This is a genomic window from Candidatus Omnitrophota bacterium (assembly GCA_014728045.1).
GTDB lineage: Bacteria > Omnitrophota > Gorgyraeia > Tantalellales > Tantalellaceae > WJMH01.
Genome location: WJMH01000022.1, coordinates 142,698 through 158,388, shown reverse-complemented (window position 1 = coordinate 158,388; position 15,691 = coordinate 142,698). Strand labels below are relative to the sequence as shown.

Sequence of the window (15,691 nt, the reverse complement as noted above, 5' to 3'; positions counted from 1 at the left end):
GCCTTACTATATTGTATACTGCTGAATCTGTTGAAGTCGAGCTAGTTGACTTCGTCGATGAAATTATTTAGCACGATCTTGCCGCTGGATAGTCTTTGTTGTAAATAACCGAATGTGTGGTGATCTGCCATCTGCCCCCCCTAATTCAGAGCATTTCAGGCCTTAGGTGTTTGATCTAAAACAATATCCTTACTACGGATATTTACATACTTTTACATCGACATGAAGTTATTCTGGAAACAGATGGGTACAGTTCGAGCACTAAAACTCATGTTGTATAACAGCTTTTGGACCTCTCAATAAAAATTTTGTCTCGCTTCCCTGGTCTGCAGGATTCCGTTTATCCGGTTCCCTTTTATGTATCGTATGCGAACAACCTACTATGGTAAACGTGACAGTTGTTATTATCAAACTGTAGATCAAGATCCTTCTCATGCCTGAAAGCATACCCCATAAAAGAATTATTTGCAAAATATTATGTAGTGCTGTTAATTAAATCCACTGACATCGAATTATCTCAAAAGAAATTCAAAAAGTGTAATAAAAGGGCGGAAAAAGAGAGACATTAGGAATTCAATATTTGTTTCGTAAATTATTACTTGGAAAGAATCTGCGTAAAGCGCCCTGTTGGCCTCGCTTAGGGTCGCGTATAATTGCTAGATGTGAGCTTTAAGACGCGCCGTTCTTTCTCGCGCTTTTACACGAGCTGGACGAGCCAGAACGGGGCCCCTCCGTAAGACAACGGCTTGATATCACGCGCGCGGGTAGAGTCGGCAAGCCCGTAGCGCCCAATTTTCTTCATGTGCTTGCTCCACGCCACGGACCCTTCGCTTGGGTCAATCTCGCCCTTGCCAATGCGAGTTGTAAGCACTATCTCGCAATCGGGCCTCAACAGGCCCCTTTCGGTGACATCGTCGATCTCATGGGAAAATGCCTCTCTTTCATAGCCCACAAGCACCGCGATATTGAGGGCCTCGGCGATCCTTTTCCTAGCGGCCTCCCGGCCCCTGATCTCTTCGTACTTTTCGGCCTGTTCACGGGCCCTTTCCTCTTGTCTCTTTTTCTCGGCTTCAGCGGCTTTCTCTCTCAGCTTATCGTTAAATCCTCTTTTCTGGAATTCTCGCTCAAGAAAAGGCACCATTTCAGCGGCATTTTCCCTTGCGAAGTCAAGTATGGTGCGGTCTCCGTGCTTGTATTTATCCTCGTCGGTTTTGAATAAACTGTATTTCCCGGGGTTTTCGTACATGGAAGCGCCGTGATCGAACAAAAGGGACACCATTTTCCTATTGTTGTTTCTGCAGGCGGCCTTAAGAGCGGTGTTCTTTTTGTCCTCCGCAAAATTGGGATCCACCTTGTGATCCAGAAGTAATTTCAACATGTCTATCCGGTTCAGTTCGGCGGCGGCTACGTGCGCGTATTTATATTTAAGCCTGGGATAAGCCCATTTATAGACTTTCCCGTAAGCGAAGCGTTCTCCGTAAGGGGATATCCGCAATATTTTGAGGAAAAACCACAGTTTTCTGACGTTTCCGGACAGTACGGCCCGAACCGGCGCCACGTCGCGGAAAACCTTGTATTTAATGTAGGTCAGCGCCCCGCCGGCGAGAATACCCGCTATAACTGATCCGGCAACTATGCCCCAAAAAGCTCCCACGTGATGAGTCCTTGCAAGTTATAAGTTGTAATTTGTAAAGCGCAATGTTAACACATCGTCTCTGGTAAGAAGAACCGCTGTGTCACCTTTAAAAACAGCTAACCTCTTTATTATAGAACGTTTAGACCTAAGGTCAAGGGGATTAACTGCTTGATGAAAATGTATGCCGGAGAGAGGGATAGGACTGCTCGCCTCTTATCTTATTCATTTAATCTCTTACTTATCTTGGGAGTCTCCTATGGGGGCCTATAGGGGTCAAGTGTTAATACTTCACTTTAACAAGCATTTCTACCGCACTATAAAACCCTTCCTTATCTCTCTGCGACCGTTCAGGCTCTTATGGATCGGCCCATGTGTTTCCGCATTATCGCATTATGTCCGCAACGGGATTTAGAGTAAGTGGTTAAGACTTGATCCCCGTTTGATTGGTTCCATATCCATCCAACCTTAATTAGACCGGTTTGACAAAGCTTTTTTCGATAAGTATACTTAAAAAAGACTCTTTTGTAAGCTTGTAATACCAATAAACCCTAGAAAAGAGGAGTACTATCATGAACTCAAAAACCAAACTTATCACAGCGGCTTTTCTTATTTTCTGCGTGGACCTGGCTGCCAATGCTGTGAACAGCATGGGTTTCTCCTGGATATACAAGATCCCTCCCACGGACATATGGGATTTCCCCATAACCGTCCCGAAAGTGCTGATCTCACTGACGGCTGATTATCTCTGGAATATCGTGATCGTCATCTGGTTCTTATTTTTTATTTCTTCGTCAATTACGAACAACTTCAGCAAGAATAAAAGCGCTGTAATATTTGGTCTTTTGCTCATAGGCTTCTGTCTCGGCGACTGGATCTCGAATTTCTGGGCAATCCTGAAGATACCTACAGCCGTAACAGTTTACTGGATAGCTCTTACAGTAGTCATGAACCTTTCTAAAAGTTTTATCTTATCATATTATTACGGCGGGAAAAACGCCCAGCTGTAATAACTAAAAGAGCAAACTGACACATATCAAGGGCGGGATAAACATCATTATAGTATAGAAACGTGTCACTGGATGTATGTTGTCCGTGCAGGTATAGATCCTGTTTCCTACAATTTATGGATATATTTCATGGCTCACTTTTAGACGAATATTAAGCCTATGCCAAATATTTTAGGAGATTTATTCATTGGGTTTTCTGCTAGTGGGTTGTAAAACGGCGGAGGGGGAGGAATTAGATAACTACTCCCCCATCTTCTCTAATTAAGTATACTTGCGGGATCGCAAACGTCAATGTGTTAAATTTGTGACAAAATTTTTATCCACTTATCGTTTTTGTAATAGTAACTATACCCAAGATTATGCTCAATATCGCTATGGCTATTTTCAATTTTTTTTCAGTCATTTTCTTCACACTTTTTACAGAAAAGGGTATGGACGCAACCGCCCCAACAGCAATAAAAGGGGCTAATCGTAAGTCTAAGGAGGACTTTGAAATCAACAGGTACGATATTATCCCTACAGCACAAGTTAACCCCTCGGCTAATGAAGTAATCCCAACAGCGCTTTTACCCTCAACACCTGAAAGGATCTGCCCACTGGTTACTACCGGGCCATAACCCCCGCCACTTATGCCTTTATTAAATGATGCAACTAACCCTAAATTTACTATTTTCCTCCATGAAAATTTAAATTGCCTGTTGAAGCATATTAGAATAATAATCCCCATCATTAGCACCACAGCGCCTATGTAAACTTTGACCCAATATTTAGGCAAATTAACCGCTATAAAAGTGGAAAAAATAGTGCCTATTATACTGCACAGCGCCAAAATCAAAGCCACCTTTAAATGTATGGGTATATTTCTACTAAGGCTTTGAATATACCCGAAGGACTTTAATTCCTCCTTAATTGCCGCCAAATCAATTATTTTAGGCTGAAAATTCACATTTCCTTCTTTGTGGTGAAAATACCCTGCTAATAACCCGGTAATCAATTCAGATATCAGGACAACCGGAACTACCTGTAACGGTTCATATCCAATAATTAAAAGTACGGGTGTCACTGTCGTTCCATATCCCATACCAAGCGTGGAGTCCATATACTCGCAAAAAAAGGCAAGAAATACTATTCCCAGAATAGTGCCTAATGACAATTCGAACATCCTACCAACCACCTTTTTGATGCTTCACAGCAAATCGGATATTTTTATGCTTTCAACTTTTTTGGAAACATAATCTCTGATCTCTTTCATAACATTAATAACTTTATTCTCCTTTTCTAGTGGGTTGCTTTCAAAAAAATATTTACTCACAGATAACGTCGGAGCCAGCGCCCCATCCATTAATCTCACGACCTCAGCTAGACTTATCTTCTCCGGTTTCTTGGCAAGCATAAAACCTCCGTTTGCCCCCCTCCTGGTTTTAATGTACCTTGATTGCCTTAAAGCATTGAATATTTGTATCAGATACTTTTTGGAAAGATCATACTTCTCTCCTATTTCTTCCATCTTCACATATCCGTTGTCCTTTCTCCTGGCAAGATGGATCAATGCCAATAAGGCGTACTCACTCTTTGTAGTCAGCTTCATATTGCCCCCCCTTTTTTTGTGTAGTTTGTATATTTACTTAATATACAATAAAAGTGATAAAAAAGCAAATTTAATTAAATAAACAAAAATATCAAAATTCGCAAAGATTTTAGACTTTGAAGATCTCTTAACAGGTAAAGTTAATACTTAAAATGATTGATTTTAGGAAGTTCTAAAATATAACTGACGGAGAGAGGAAACAGGAGACATGTCAGCATAGGTCGTTATAAATACTTTTTTTGCAACCGAACCCCGCGCTTGCCATACAACTTTTTTACAATTTCCCTGATAGTTTCGCTTAAAAAATCAGTGTTTTACTAAACGTTTTTCTGCTGATATTAACTTATCTAAAAAGTCGCCTTTATAGAAAGCTTTTGACCATTTTTTCATCAAAATCCATCCCCCAAATCTAACCAGAGACTGCCTCCAAAAACGATACCATCTTCGCCATCCATGTTTTATATTATGGGGAGAAAGAATTATCCCTGGAGTCAATAGAACATTTATCCCCACCATAAACATATTCTTAAAACGGAAGATCCCTCTCATTATTTCCATTGTTGACTTCTGCATCTCTTTAGATGTCATGGGTTCGTCGGGATGAAAAACGGGGAAGTTGCCATCATAATATTCCCAGCCTACATCTTCAATAGGATATATCCTGTTCTCGCTTTTAAGTCTTTCCCTTAACTGGGTACCCGGAAGCGGTATAGGCAACATGACTTGAACAGTATCGAGTCGTGCTTTATTAATAAATTGTTCAAAACGTTTTACTCTCTCCTTTTCCGACATCTTAAAATCAACACCTGCCTTCATTGGATATCCGAAAATAAACATTCCATGTATCAAGAATCCTGCTTTGCGGAATATCTTTGTAAGATAAAGCATCTCTTCAGGATCAAGATGTTTTTTCATGACCTTTAGTTCCTCTTCAATCGGCGACTCATACCCAATAGCTATAAAACTGATCCCTGCCTGGCGCATCGCGGAAAGAAGCTCAGTATCCTTTGCCATGTCTAATCTTATCTGCACACCGACATCCAGTCTTACGCCTATGGCCTTTTGATAATCTCTCAGCATATTACAAAACCTGATGGTTTCGGACCTTTGCTGGCCAAAAAGATCATCAACTACAAAAAATTTCTTTGCCTTTGTCGTTTCGACAACATTTGTTATTTGTTCCATTAATCTTTCCACGGAAGCACATCTTGGTTTTCCCTTAACTGCGCAGAACTCGCAATCCATACCACACCCTCTTATTCTCCCGACAGGATACACCACTATCTTTGCGCACCTCACTAAAGAGAAATCAGGTAAAGGTAATCTGTCGAAATCGGTTATGGGTTTTCTTGCCGGCGTACGGATTATCTCACCGTTCTGCTTGTAAACTATACCCTGCACTTTTGCCAGATCACCTTTTTTCATAAGGGTTCGTAAAAGTTCTTTTATGGTCTCTTCCCCTTCGCCTATAACTATGTAATCAACGCCCGATGAAAGAGCTTCTTCAATGGTCTCGTCAACAAAATGGTGCCCCCCGGCAATGGTTGTTATTCCTTTATTTTTGTAAAATTTAGCTATTTCATAAAGCCTGGGGATCGTGCTCGTAAGCCCCCCGTAAAGTCCCACAACATCCGCGGGCCTTAATTTTTGCAAGAACTCATGATCCGCGCCACCCGATCCGGATTTGGGACCATACCTCCTGAGATTATTTTCATCAATAACTTCTGCGCCCCATCTTTCCATCTTATTAACCGCAGTCGCCACGCACACGGGTCCTAAAGGGGTTGTCCTACCAGCATTGAACGAATAGACATTAAACGCCGGGTAAGCCGGATCTACTATCCTGAATCTGTATCTTTTCTTTAACGGATCGATCATTTTCTTAAGTAATCCTTTTTTACTTCCCCAGCAATCCGGGAATATTATTTGTTTCTAAAAGGATAACAAACCCTATAATTACAACTGTTACCGCTGACATAGCCGCCCACTCCGGGATATGCAATATCTCTGGCAAGTTTTTTTTGCCGAAATCACCTATGTGCAATATTTTCCCGTTCAGTGAAGGAAAAATTCTCGAAAATATCCAGGATCCGGCTAATAGCCCGGCTATACCTCCAAATAGCGCGTCCAGATTGCCCTGTGCAGCTGCCCCGGATACGGTTCCGGGGCAATAACCTAGAATTCCCATACCTACCCCGAACACAAGACCACCGATCAAGGAAGACCCGATCGCGCCGGGCTTGATGTGCAACTCCACAAGAGCTGCTTTTTTCAAAAAATATATGCCCCACATACCTACAAGGATCGCTGAAAGCATTATCTTTATCACCCGGAAATCTTCAAGAAGCAATTGCCCTATCATCACGTCATAACGGGTAACACCTCCTTTTTGAAGAAGAAATCCGAAACAGATACCGAATAAAAAGCCCATTAAAAGCTGTAACATTTTTTTATTACTATTTTCTAGTTTCATTGTTTCTCCCGGTTAAAATAATGCGTATATAATATGAGCCGTTAAAACACCAGTGATAAAAAAACATATAACGGCTATCCAACTGCTTACGGCCAGCTGTAATGTGCCGCTTATGCCGTGCCCGCTGGTACAACCACCCGCCCACCGCGCTCCTACCTGCATTATAATCGCGCCGATGAAGGCCGCGGCCCAACGCAGTAAAGGCGTATTACCAAAAGACGCTTCCCAGCGGCCGGGCACCCAATCGAGAGCAAAAACCCCGGATAATTTGGAAGATAGAAAAGCTCCTAATATAAGTCCGGCGACGAGCATCCATTCCCAATCTATCGATGGGGAATATTTCCGGTAATATTCGTTCTTTTTCTCAACATTGTTATCCAATTTTTTCTCAATAAGACCACAGGTCCTGACATAAGCCGTGGACACCCCCAATGCCTTGTTCGAAATAAGAAATGTTATCCAGCTCAAAACCCCTATCAAACTGCCCGTCACATAAGGAGACCACATATCCATTGTCAACCACTTCATCATGCGCTTTCTCCTTTTTTTATTTTTCTATCGGACAACCTATGGCGGAACATGCTTTGATCGACCCCAGACAGTCCTCAACCTTATCGTAACCGTTTCTCTTTAATATTGACGCGGCTATAATAGCCCGTCTGCCGCTTCCGCAGAAGGTAACCACAGGACGATCTTTAGATACCTTATCCAGATGTTTTTCGATATCCCCCAAATAAATATTTACTGCCTTTGGAAGATGACCGGATTCGAATTCACCTTCCTTCCTGACATCAAGAAGAGTAAGCTCCTCCCCCCTATTTATCCTTTCTACCAGGTCTTCAGCGTGAACAGCAGGCACTCTGTCGAATTTGCGTCCGCTCGTTTCCCACTCGTGCAGGCCTTTATCCAGATATGCCTGTATATTATCATATCCCATCCTCAGCAGGTATCTTACGGCCGTATCTACCTGGCTCTCGTTCTCGACGACAATTCCGATCGGCTTGTCATATGAAACGAACCAACCTCCATAAGAAGGGAACATCCCCAGAGGAATGGCCAGACTTCCGGGAATGAACGCTCCCGCAAAAGCTTCAGGACTGCGCATATCTATAACTACCATATCCTTCTTTTCGATAGCTTCCGTGAACTCTTTCGCACCCATAGGTGCCGGTAACGGAAGCCCGCACATCTCAGGAGCCCCATTCTTATTGTACTCCTCCATTTTTTTAAAATATGGCGGCAGGGGATGTTTTTCCTGCGTTTTATGTCTTATGAACTCCTCTTTATTCATCTTAAGCATCGGGTTGTTCCTTATTTCGTATCCGATAGTCGAGAATTCCCGGGTCGCCAGTCCTGCACCGCACACCGAACCTGACCCGTGGGCGGGGTATATAATAACGTGTTCCCCGAGCGGAACAAGTTTTTTAAAAATGCTATCATGAAGAAGCCCGGCAACTTCTTCTTTTCTGTCCGGGAAAAAATCCGTCCTTCCCACATCACCTATAAACAGGGCATCACCCGTAAAAACACCTACCGCGTCTTCTCCGGATTTTTTATCGTAAAGAACGATCGAAATGCTTTCGAAAGTATGTCCTGGGGTTTCGAGCACCTTTAACCCCACGCTTTCCAGTTCGAAAGTTTCCCCGTCGGACACTGCCGTACCATATTGAAAATCCATGTTCGCGCCATGAAATATTCGCGCGCCTGTACGTTCCGCAAGCGAAACTGAACCTATAACGTAATCCTCGTTCCGATGCGTTTCAAAAATATGAGTGATACGCATACCCTTATTAGCTGCTATCCGTTCATATATATCATGGTCGCGGCGCGGATCTACTACTGCCGCTACGTTCCCGCTGCCGATAAAATATGACAGATGGGCTAGGCCTTCCGATTTGATCTTCTGTAAATACATATGTGCATCCTTTTTATTCTTTTTGAATATAAGCATCAAACGCTATCAAACACTGTACATTATATTTATGTGTCGTTCTTTTCCTATCGGTTATATCCACTTTATATTGACTATTTTCTACTTGCAGAGGCAACCAAAATCATGCCCCGGAAATGCGGGTGAGTCGAATGAAGAGAAAATACTTATTTCCTCCAGGGGCACTACTTAAAACAAACAAAAGAAGATAAAAGAAAAGACTCAAACCCTTATTCTGAAAGAGTTTGAGCCTTATTCTATGATGATCAGGCAACTTATGAAAATGCCTGTTTTATCGCTGGCGGAGAGGGAGGGATTCGAACCCTCGGTAGGGTGTTACCCCTACGACGGTTTAGCAAACCGTTGCCTTCAGCCAGCTCAGCCACCTCTCCGTATTAAAAAAGGTATGTTTTAATCTCTTTTCGCGAGGAAGAATTCCTGTATTACCGTCCGGCATTCGGGTTCCATTATGCCCCCTGTAACCTCAAGGGTATGATTAAATAGACCCGGTTTAGTCAGATCCACCGCCGAACCGCAGGCACCCGTCTTGGAATCGCTTGCCCCGTATACCACGGATTTAAATCGTCCCAGAATAAGCGCCCCCACACACATCGAACAGGGCTCAATTGTAACATAAAGTACGCACCCGTTCAATCTTTCATTTCTAAGGTGCGCGGCCGCCTGCGTGATAGCTATCATCTCCGCGTGCGCGGTGGGATCCTTCAGCATTTTTATCTGGTTATGGGCCCGCCCTATTATCTCCCCTTGATAAACTATCACGCATCCAACGGGTACTTCATCCTCGTCAAAAGCTTTATAGGCTTCGGTAAGGGCCTGTTTCATGTATATTTCATGTATGTTCATTATCACCACCTGAGACTGAGTTTACATGTGGTTATCGACTCGGAGTAATCAGTATCCACCGTAAAACGTCCTGTTCTGCTTCCTCTAAGACCCAGTATCCGGGGGATAACCGCTGATTCCTCCAGGGCGACCGTATTGCCGGCAGAATCCAAAAATTCGGCGACCACCACAACTCCCGCTAACGTAACGTTCTCCAAGGGCTCCACGGTACCGCTGATATAGAGCTTATCCAACAGACCGGACCCGGTCCGTTTCCTGACGTGGGCCGGGTAAATATCCCCTATACCCAAACGCTCATAAGTATTTACCTCCACCTTGATCCGGTAGGAGAATTCCGGTTCGGTGCTTCTTACATCCAGTACCATTACCCTGGAAAAACCCCCGGCGTAAGAAACCCCCGCCTGGATAAATAAATAGATCACTGACAGCGTTACTGCCCATATTCTTCTCATTCGCATGATAATACCCCCACAGCGTGTGATATATCAGAGTCCGCATTAATGACCGGATAGAATGTGATTCTGCACTTTTTGCTCTTGCCTCCGGCATTTATGGTGATTTCACCCCTCTCGATAGCTTTTCTTCTTCTTTGGAGTTCCGAGAAAAGATCCTCGGGGGCTACCCCCTGGAGAACACCGCTGCAAGTATATCCGAGAATGTCTTCCCTTGTAATATCCATCTCCCCGAGAAGCGCGCTGTTACAGTCAACAAGGCGCCCATACCTGTCCATGACCAACAGCGGTTCAGCGGACATTTCCAGCAAAAGGTCTTTCATCCCGGACAGGGAACTTATCTTCAGCGACTTTTTCCGGTTCAGCTTCTCCAGGTGGAATACCAGGAAGTTCACCCTCTCCCCCAGCCTGCCGAGCTTGCCCAGGTGTTCTCCCACATCGTATTTGCCGTAGGAGGAAAGCTGTATAAGCTTATCGAGACGCTTGAGGATATTGTTGCTCATCCTAACGAAATTGACCAGAAAGAAGAACACGATCATCATAAGCACGATAGAGGCGAAAATAAAGTTCTCCATCTCATACTTGACGTCGAGGTCCGTCGTCTGATCGACATGCCTGAGGGCGTAGAAGAACTTGACCTCCCCGAATATGACGATCAGGCAGAATAGAACCGTCAATATGAAAAGATACCTTTTCTTTACGAGTATCATCTTATATCTCCTTGAGTTTCTCTATGTCCTTCGGCGACCCGAGAACGATCAGTACGTCATCCACCTTGAGCTCTTCGTCCGGTTTCGGCGTGAAAACGAATTCCTTCTTCATGGGGTTGCCCATGTCGTCTATATCGATCTTGGAACGTCTTACCGTGATGATATTGACATTGAACCTCTTTCTGAGTTCGAGCTGCGAAAGCGTTTTCCCTATGAAATTCTCCGGCGCCCGCATCTCGGCTAGCACCTGGTCCTCGGATATGGGAACCACATCAACTATGTCCGGGGCTATTATCCGGTTGGCCAGTCTCTGTCCCTGGTCGACCTCGATATTGATGACCTCGGTCGCACCGATCTGCTTGAGGACCTGCGCGTGGACATCGCTCATTGCCCTGGCGATGATATAAGGAACCCCTATCTTCTTGAGAAGGATAGTGGTAAGAATACTGCCTTCCATGTTGTCCCCTATCGAGATTATAGCGACATCCGTATCCTGAAGTGCCGCGTTCCTCAGGGCGTCTTCGTCGGTACTGTCCAGAAGCACCGCCTGCGTCACGCTGTCCCTTACCCGGTCCACGTTCTTTTTATCGATATCTACCGCTATTACCTTGGCTCCCTTCTTCGAAAGCACGCTGCATATCTCCATACCGAACGTACCTAACCCGAACACCGAAAATATTTTTTCCTTTGCCATTTTATTTTCCTCCTATCCTATGCTTACCTTCCCTTCGGGGTAGCTTATACCGTATCGCAATGTTTTCTGGGAGATAGCCGCCACCACTGTAAGCGGCCCCACCCTGCCTATGAACATAAGAGCTGTTATCACCATTTTGCTGAAAGCGGTCAGTTTCGGCGTAATACCCGTGGAAAGCCCCACAGTGCCGAAAGCGGAGAACGATTCGAAGACGAGCTCATGGAAAAGTTTGTCATGTTCGAACAGCATAAGCAGAAGCGCTCCGGAGAATATCACCGACGCTGAAAGCAGGACCACCAGAAAGGCCTGATTGATGAGGTCCTTCGATATAGTGTGTTTGAGCAGAACGACTTCATCTTTGTTGTTGAAGACCGAACGCACATAGGCCCAGACCACACCGACGGTATTGACCTTTACTCCTCCCGCGGTGGACCCGGAAGCCCCTCCTATGAACATGAAAAGTATCATCAGGATGAAGGTGCCTTTATGCAGTTTGGAAATATCCATCGTGTTGAACCCGGCCGTTCGCAGCGTGACCGTCTGGAAAAATGATTCAAGGTACTGCGTCTGGATGCTGTCGGTGAGTATATTTTTGTGCTCGATCTTGTATATGACAAGGGTCCCTATAAGAAGAAGCGTTGCTGTAGTATAGAGCACGATCTTGGTATTGAGAGTGAGTTTTTCGATCTTTTGCGTCCTGTCAAGAAACCTTTTCCGAAAAGACGTCTTGAGGTGCCTTGCCGAATTGGTTATTACGCCGAAACTTATGCCGCCTGCTATGATAAGACCGGCTATCACGAAATTAAGAAAACCGTAAGACTTGAACGAAGCCAGGTTATCCGAAAATAGAGCGAATCCTGCGTTACAGAACGCCGAAACCGCGTGAAAGATCGAATAAAAGGCCGTGCTTAGTATACCCCCCGTCGTGGACTTGAAAGCCATGAAAAGAAGGACAGCGCCAGCAAGCTCGAAAAGAAGAGTTAGAAGCACTATGTTCTTGACGCCCCTTGCCAGATTACGGGAATCGTTCTCATCAAGCATATAGGATACCATGAGCCTGTCCTCGAGGGTAAGCTTCCTTCCCACGATAAACCCCGTGAAATAGGCGAATATCATTATCCCGAGTCCCCCGAACTGTATGAGCAGCATGATAACGATCTGCCCCAGGACAGAGAAACGCGTTGCCGTATCCACCACGATAAGCCCCGTCACGCATGTCGCGGAAGTGGCGGTGAAAAAGGAGTTCACAAACCCCATCTGGCTTCCGTCGCTGGTGGCGTAAGGGGTCATAAGCAGGATAGTTCCGGTCACGATTATGGCTATGAAACTGAACATAATGGTCTGCGCCGGGTGAAGGCTCAGCTTCTGAATGACGTATTTTACAGTATTTACCCTGGTGAACACCTTGAGTGCGCTTATGATGGTTATGGCTATTATGAGCTTGACGGGTATACTATGACCCTGGAAATCATCGATAAAGAAATGATAATACTTAAAGGCGAAGAACATGACGGAGGCGACCGCGGCCAGTGCGATCTCCAGAATATTCCGTCTGATGAACTCCTTCTTATCCGGCGCCTTTAGAATGCCGGCAGCAGCGGCCGTCACAAAAAGGAAAAAGATGGCAAAATCGAGAAGATGAGCGACAAGCTCGGAAAGATACCACTGGGTAATGGCATTCTCCAGGATTATGGATATGCTCCCCAGAATAACTATGAAAAGGGCAAGTTTACCTTCTTTTCGCAGGCTCATTTCAGGACCGGATAATGGCGTGCCAGGGAGGATTCGAACCTCCGACCAACGGCTTCGTAGGCCGCTACTCTATCCGCTGAGCTACTGGCACGCGCTTAGAATAATCAATTGAGTTTTTATTGTATCACATCTATAATAATAGTCAACGAAGACAGACGTAACACCTTGACGGGTAAATCCTTATGGAAAACTTCAGTTTGATCGAAACACTTCTCTGGGAGGACGGCGAGTTCTTCCTGCTCGAGGAGCACTTATCTCGCCTGCGCGAAAGCGCACGTAGGTTCTCTTTCCCCTACGGGGAAGATTTCATATATGGTGCCCTTCAGAGCTCAAGCGCTGATTTCAGCCTCATGAGAAAGTACAGAACTCGCCTTTTGCTCGGTCCGGAAGGCGAATTGAAGATAACCAGCCGCGTTCTCGGTGAAATTCCCGAGGCCCCTGCCAGACTGGCCCTGTCAAGAGAGAAGACCGACAGGAACGATGATTTTCTCAGGCACAAGACCACCAGAAGAGACCTTTATGACCGAAAACTCCGAAAATGCCGCGAAGAGGGGTTTTTTGACGTTATTTTCACCAACCGAGAGGATGAGGTGACCGAAGGCGCTGTTACCAACATCATGATCCGTAAAAGGAACTATTACCTGACGCCTCCCCTCTCCTGTGGGGTCCTGCCGGGCACTTTCAGACAGCATCTTTTGCGAGAAAAGGACCGGCCAGTGAAAGAAAAGGTCCTCCATGTGGAGGACCTTATTAAGGCTGATGAAATTTACGCCATGAACTCGGTAAGGAAGATCTTACCCGTCTGTTTCCAGCCGGACGCCGTGCTCTAGACGGCCCTGTCTATCTTCTCTTTCAGCTGGAACATTTCCTTCAGGTGCCGTATTTCATCATCAATAAGCGAATCTATGGTCGTACCGCCCTCACCTGTGACATGGCTCTTGAGTTCATGCAGAAAAAGCATGAAATCCTTCTCGAACGTTATCCCGGCCTGAAGAGCCTCCTCTTCGCTTACGGTCTTTTCAAGCGCCTGCCGTGTCGTCACATCGCAGCTGTATGCGTTGTCATCGACAAGTGCTTTCAGGTAAAGAGCCCTTTCTCCCGGATAGGCCTCCTCCTGGTCGGCACCGGTGATATAGTCGAGCCATTTCTCAAGCTCCAGCTTGTGTTTCTGCTCGTCCTTGGCGAGTTCGGTGAATAGTTTGCTCACGTGGTAGTTCTCGCTGTTGCGGGCAAGCGCCAGATAAAGCTCCTTGCCCCGCTCCTTGGCCTGGACGGCCATCTGGACTACGTCTTTAGGAGTATATAATTCTTCCATGGGTATTGCTCCTTTCAGCTGAATACAATACACAAACTATAACATATAACCCGGTGATTTTCAACAAAACCCTGCCCCGGCTTCGGGGGCAAATATTGCTTTCTCGGCGCGGGGCGTATATAATATATATTATTATGAAACTTTCATTCCTCAAAACGAGGTTCATAGCTTATCTGGTGCTTTTGTCCATCATAGGTGGGTTTCTCTTCAACTTCCTGCTTACCAGGCAAAGCGCCATCATGTACAAGTATTTCATCGAAAAACCCACTTCTTACAACCTGGAAAGGGCCGAAAGACTCGCCTCATCCATATACCAGAGCTTTAAAAAGGAAGTGCCGACACCGACCATAGAGAATATCAAGACATTCCTGGATAAATATAACGACATACCTTTCCTTAACGTTAATTTCATATACAGGGATGAGAACGGCATTATGCGCAGCGCCGCCAAGGACGTCAAGGAGGTCGATATACTCAGCGCCGAATACGTCTACCCTATCAGGTATGGAGATACCGAGGTGGGCACTCTGCTCGTATACGATATCAACAAGGAATATAAACGGGGGCTCTCCGAATACTCGCATATGGTGAATGTCACCAGGGTATCCTTCATAGTACTGCTTGTCCTGCTTTTATCCGTGCTTATATACCGAGAATACAGCGCGAAGATAGAACACGACAAACGCATAGCCGAATACCAGGCTGTGCACGACGGTCTGACCGGACTGTACACCCAGAAATACTTCAAGGAGCACCTGGAAAGGGAGATCGCCCGTTCCAAGCGTTACGGCAATCCCCTGTCACTTGTCATGTGTGACATAGATCATTTCAAGAAATTCAATGATACCTACGGACATCTGGCGGGCGACCAGATGCTCAAAACGGTTGCTGCCATAATCGCCGAGAACGTCCGCTCATCTGATATAGTTGCAAGGTACGGCGGCGAAGAATTCGGCATACTGCTTATGGAAGCCGGACCGGAAGAAGCCGCGACGGTCGCCAAAAGGCTCAAAAAGCTTACCGAAGAGGCCCTGGAAGTAGCCGACCGCATAAAAGAAAAGGTGCAGAACACGGAAATAGAAGTAGAGAATAAACACGTCGGGGTCACCCTCAGCCTCGGGGTTTCTTCATACAACGCGAGCCCGGACTACAAACCGGAATACCTTATCAGTGAAGCGGACCACGCCCTTTACGAATCCAAGAACGGCGGCCGCAACAGGATAACGGTATTCAATCCCGTCACAAAAGAATTCAAGACCTTTAAATAGGC

At 45.4% G+C, this 15,691-nt stretch carries 16 protein-coding genes and 2 tRNA genes; 3 read left to right on the top strand and 15 right to left on the bottom strand.

Going from position 1 to position 15,691, the window contains the following annotated elements; translation table 11 throughout:
- Positions 1–697 precede the first annotated feature (697 nt).
- Positions 698–1,654 (bottom strand): hypothetical protein, encoded by a 957-nt coding sequence (locus GF409_08200; GenBank protein MBD3427186.1) that lies wholly within the window; start codon positions 1,652–1,654, stop codon positions 698–700.
- A gap of 551 nt (positions 1,655–2,205) precedes the next feature.
- On the opposite strand from GF409_08200, the gene GF409_08195 reads away from it, so the two are divergent.
- Positions 2,206–2,643, top strand: a complete 438-nt coding sequence (locus GF409_08195; GenBank protein ID MBD3427185.1) for a hypothetical protein — start codon at positions 2,206–2,208, stop codon at positions 2,641–2,643.
- A gap of 316 nt (positions 2,644–2,959) precedes the next feature.
- Here the strand turns inward: GF409_08195 and GF409_08190 are convergent, their stop codons facing one another.
- The 13 genes from GF409_08190 to GF409_08130 form a co-directional block, all read right to left on the bottom strand.
- Positions 2,960–3,805 carry a TSUP family transporter gene (locus tag GF409_08190; GenBank protein ID MBD3427184.1) on the bottom strand — a complete coding sequence of 282 codons (846 nt, stop codon included), beginning with the start codon at positions 3,803–3,805 and terminating at the stop codon, positions 2,960–2,962.
- 24 nt (positions 3,806–3,829) lie between these two features.
- A complete protein-coding gene (locus GF409_08185; GenBank protein ID MBD3427183.1) occupies positions 3,830–4,231 on the bottom strand; it encodes an Rrf2 family transcriptional regulator in 402 nt (133 codons plus the stop codon).
- 306 nt (positions 4,232–4,537) lie between these two features.
- Positions 4,538–6,109, bottom strand: a complete 1,572-nt coding sequence (locus GF409_08180) for a radical SAM protein (protein ID MBD3427182.1) — start codon at positions 6,107–6,109, stop codon at positions 4,538–4,540.
- A gap of 19 nt (positions 6,110–6,128) precedes the next feature.
- Positions 6,129–6,704, bottom strand: coding sequence for a YeeE/YedE family protein (locus GF409_08175; GenBank protein MBD3427181.1), 576 nt, complete (start codon positions 6,702–6,704; stop codon positions 6,129–6,131).
- 12 nt (positions 6,705–6,716) lie between these two features.
- On the bottom strand, positions 6,717–7,235 hold the full coding sequence (locus GF409_08170) for a YeeE/YedE family protein (GenBank protein MBD3427180.1): 519 nt from the start codon (positions 7,233–7,235) through the stop codon (positions 6,717–6,719).
- Between the two features lie 16 nt (positions 7,236–7,251).
- Positions 7,252–8,619, bottom strand: coding sequence for an MBL fold metallo-hydrolase (locus tag GF409_08165; GenBank protein MBD3427179.1), 1,368 nt, complete (start codon positions 8,617–8,619; stop codon positions 7,252–7,254).
- 314 nt (positions 8,620–8,933) lie between these two features.
- A tRNA-Ser gene (locus GF409_08160) sits at positions 8,934–9,026 on the bottom strand.
- Positions 9,027–9,045: 19 nt separating this feature from the next.
- The gene (locus GF409_08155; GenBank protein ID MBD3427178.1) at positions 9,046–9,498 is read right to left on the bottom strand and encodes a tRNA-specific adenosine deaminase; all 453 of its coding nucleotides are present in this window, start codon (positions 9,496–9,498) and stop codon (positions 9,046–9,048) included.
- A 2-nt stretch (positions 9,499–9,500) separates the two neighbouring features.
- The gene (locus GF409_08150; GenBank protein MBD3427177.1) at positions 9,501–9,956 is read right to left on the bottom strand and encodes a hypothetical protein; all 456 of its coding nucleotides are present in this window, start codon (positions 9,954–9,956) and stop codon (positions 9,501–9,503) included.
- Positions 9,947–10,660: a PAS domain-containing protein gene (locus GF409_08145; protein MBD3427176.1), complete on the bottom strand. Its 714-nt coding sequence runs from the start codon at positions 10,658–10,660 to the stop codon at positions 9,947–9,949. Before GF409_08145 ends, GF409_08150 begins: the two co-directional genes overlap by 10 nt.
- A 1-nt stretch (position 10,661) precedes the next feature.
- On the bottom strand, positions 10,662–11,354 hold the full coding sequence (locus GF409_08140; GenBank protein MBD3427175.1) for a TrkA family potassium uptake protein: 693 nt from the start codon (positions 11,352–11,354) through the stop codon (positions 10,662–10,664).
- A gap of 12 nt (positions 11,355–11,366) precedes the next feature.
- Complete coding sequence (locus GF409_08135) at positions 11,367–13,106, bottom strand: TrkH family potassium uptake protein (protein MBD3427174.1); 1,740 nt, start codon at positions 13,104–13,106, stop codon at positions 11,367–11,369.
- Between the two features lie 15 nt (positions 13,107–13,121).
- Positions 13,122–13,197, bottom strand: a tRNA-Arg gene (locus GF409_08130).
- 91 nt (positions 13,198–13,288) lie between these two features.
- On the opposite strand from GF409_08130, the gene GF409_08125 reads away from it, so the two are divergent.
- Positions 13,289–13,936 carry an aminotransferase class IV gene (locus GF409_08125; protein ID MBD3427173.1) on the top strand — a complete coding sequence of 216 codons (648 nt, stop codon included), beginning with the start codon at positions 13,289–13,291 and terminating at the stop codon, positions 13,934–13,936.
- On the opposite strand, the gene GF409_08120 is transcribed toward GF409_08125, so the two are convergent.
- A complete protein-coding gene (locus GF409_08120; protein MBD3427172.1) occupies positions 13,933–14,421 on the bottom strand; it encodes a hypothetical protein in 489 nt (162 codons plus the stop codon). The genes GF409_08125 and GF409_08120 overlap by 4 nt on opposite strands.
- Before the next feature lie 134 nt (positions 14,422–14,555).
- On the opposite strand from GF409_08120, the gene GF409_08115 reads away from it, so the two are divergent.
- Complete coding sequence (locus tag GF409_08115) at positions 14,556–15,689, top strand: diguanylate cyclase (protein MBD3427171.1); 1,134 nt, start codon at positions 14,556–14,558, stop codon at positions 15,687–15,689.
- Positions 15,690–15,691 lie beyond the last annotated feature (2 nt).

Coding starts and splice junctions, on each gene's coding strand:
- GF409_08180 (MBD3427182.1), bottom strand. CDS start 6,109: ATGATCGATCCGTTAAAGAAAAGATACAGATTCAGGATAGTAGATCCG.
- GF409_08175 (MBD3427181.1), bottom strand. CDS start 6,704: ATGAAACTAGAAAATAGTAATAAAAAAATGTTACAGCTTTTAATGGGC.
- GF409_08155 (MBD3427178.1), bottom strand. CDS start 9,498: ATGAACATACATGAAATATACATGAAACAGGCCCTTACCGAAGCCTAT.
- GF409_08170 (MBD3427180.1), bottom strand. CDS start 7,235: ATGATGAAGTGGTTGACAATGGATATGTGGTCTCCTTATGTGACGGGC.
- GF409_08145 (MBD3427176.1), bottom strand. CDS start 10,660: ATGATACTCGTAAAGAAAAGGTATCTTTTCATATTGACGGTTCTATTC.
- GF409_08185 (MBD3427183.1), bottom strand. CDS start 4,231: ATGAAGCTGACTACAAAGAGTGAGTACGCCTTATTGGCATTGATCCAT.
- GF409_08195 (MBD3427185.1), top strand. CDS start 2,206: ATGAACTCAAAAACCAAACTTATCACAGCGGCTTTTCTTATTTTCTGC.
- GF409_08125 (MBD3427173.1), top strand. CDS start 13,289: ATGGAAAACTTCAGTTTGATCGAAACACTTCTCTGGGAGGACGGCGAG.
- GF409_08140 (MBD3427175.1), bottom strand. CDS start 11,354: ATGGCAAAGGAAAAAATATTTTCGGTGTTCGGGTTAGGTACGTTCGGT.
- GF409_08165 (MBD3427179.1), bottom strand. CDS start 8,619: ATGTATTTACAGAAGATCAAATCGGAAGGCCTAGCCCATCTGTCATAT.
- GF409_08190 (MBD3427184.1), bottom strand. CDS start 3,805: ATGTTCGAATTGTCATTAGGCACTATTCTGGGAATAGTATTTCTTGCC.
- GF409_08150 (MBD3427177.1), bottom strand. CDS start 9,956: ATGCGAATGAGAAGAATATGGGCAGTAACGCTGTCAGTGATCTATTTA.
- GF409_08120 (MBD3427172.1), bottom strand. CDS start 14,421: ATGGAAGAATTATATACTCCTAAAGACGTAGTCCAGATGGCCGTCCAG.
- GF409_08135 (MBD3427174.1), bottom strand. CDS start 13,106: ATGAGCCTGCGAAAAGAAGGTAAACTTGCCCTTTTCATAGTTATTCTG.
- GF409_08115 (MBD3427171.1), top strand. CDS start 14,556: ATGAAACTTTCATTCCTCAAAACGAGGTTCATAGCTTATCTGGTGCTT.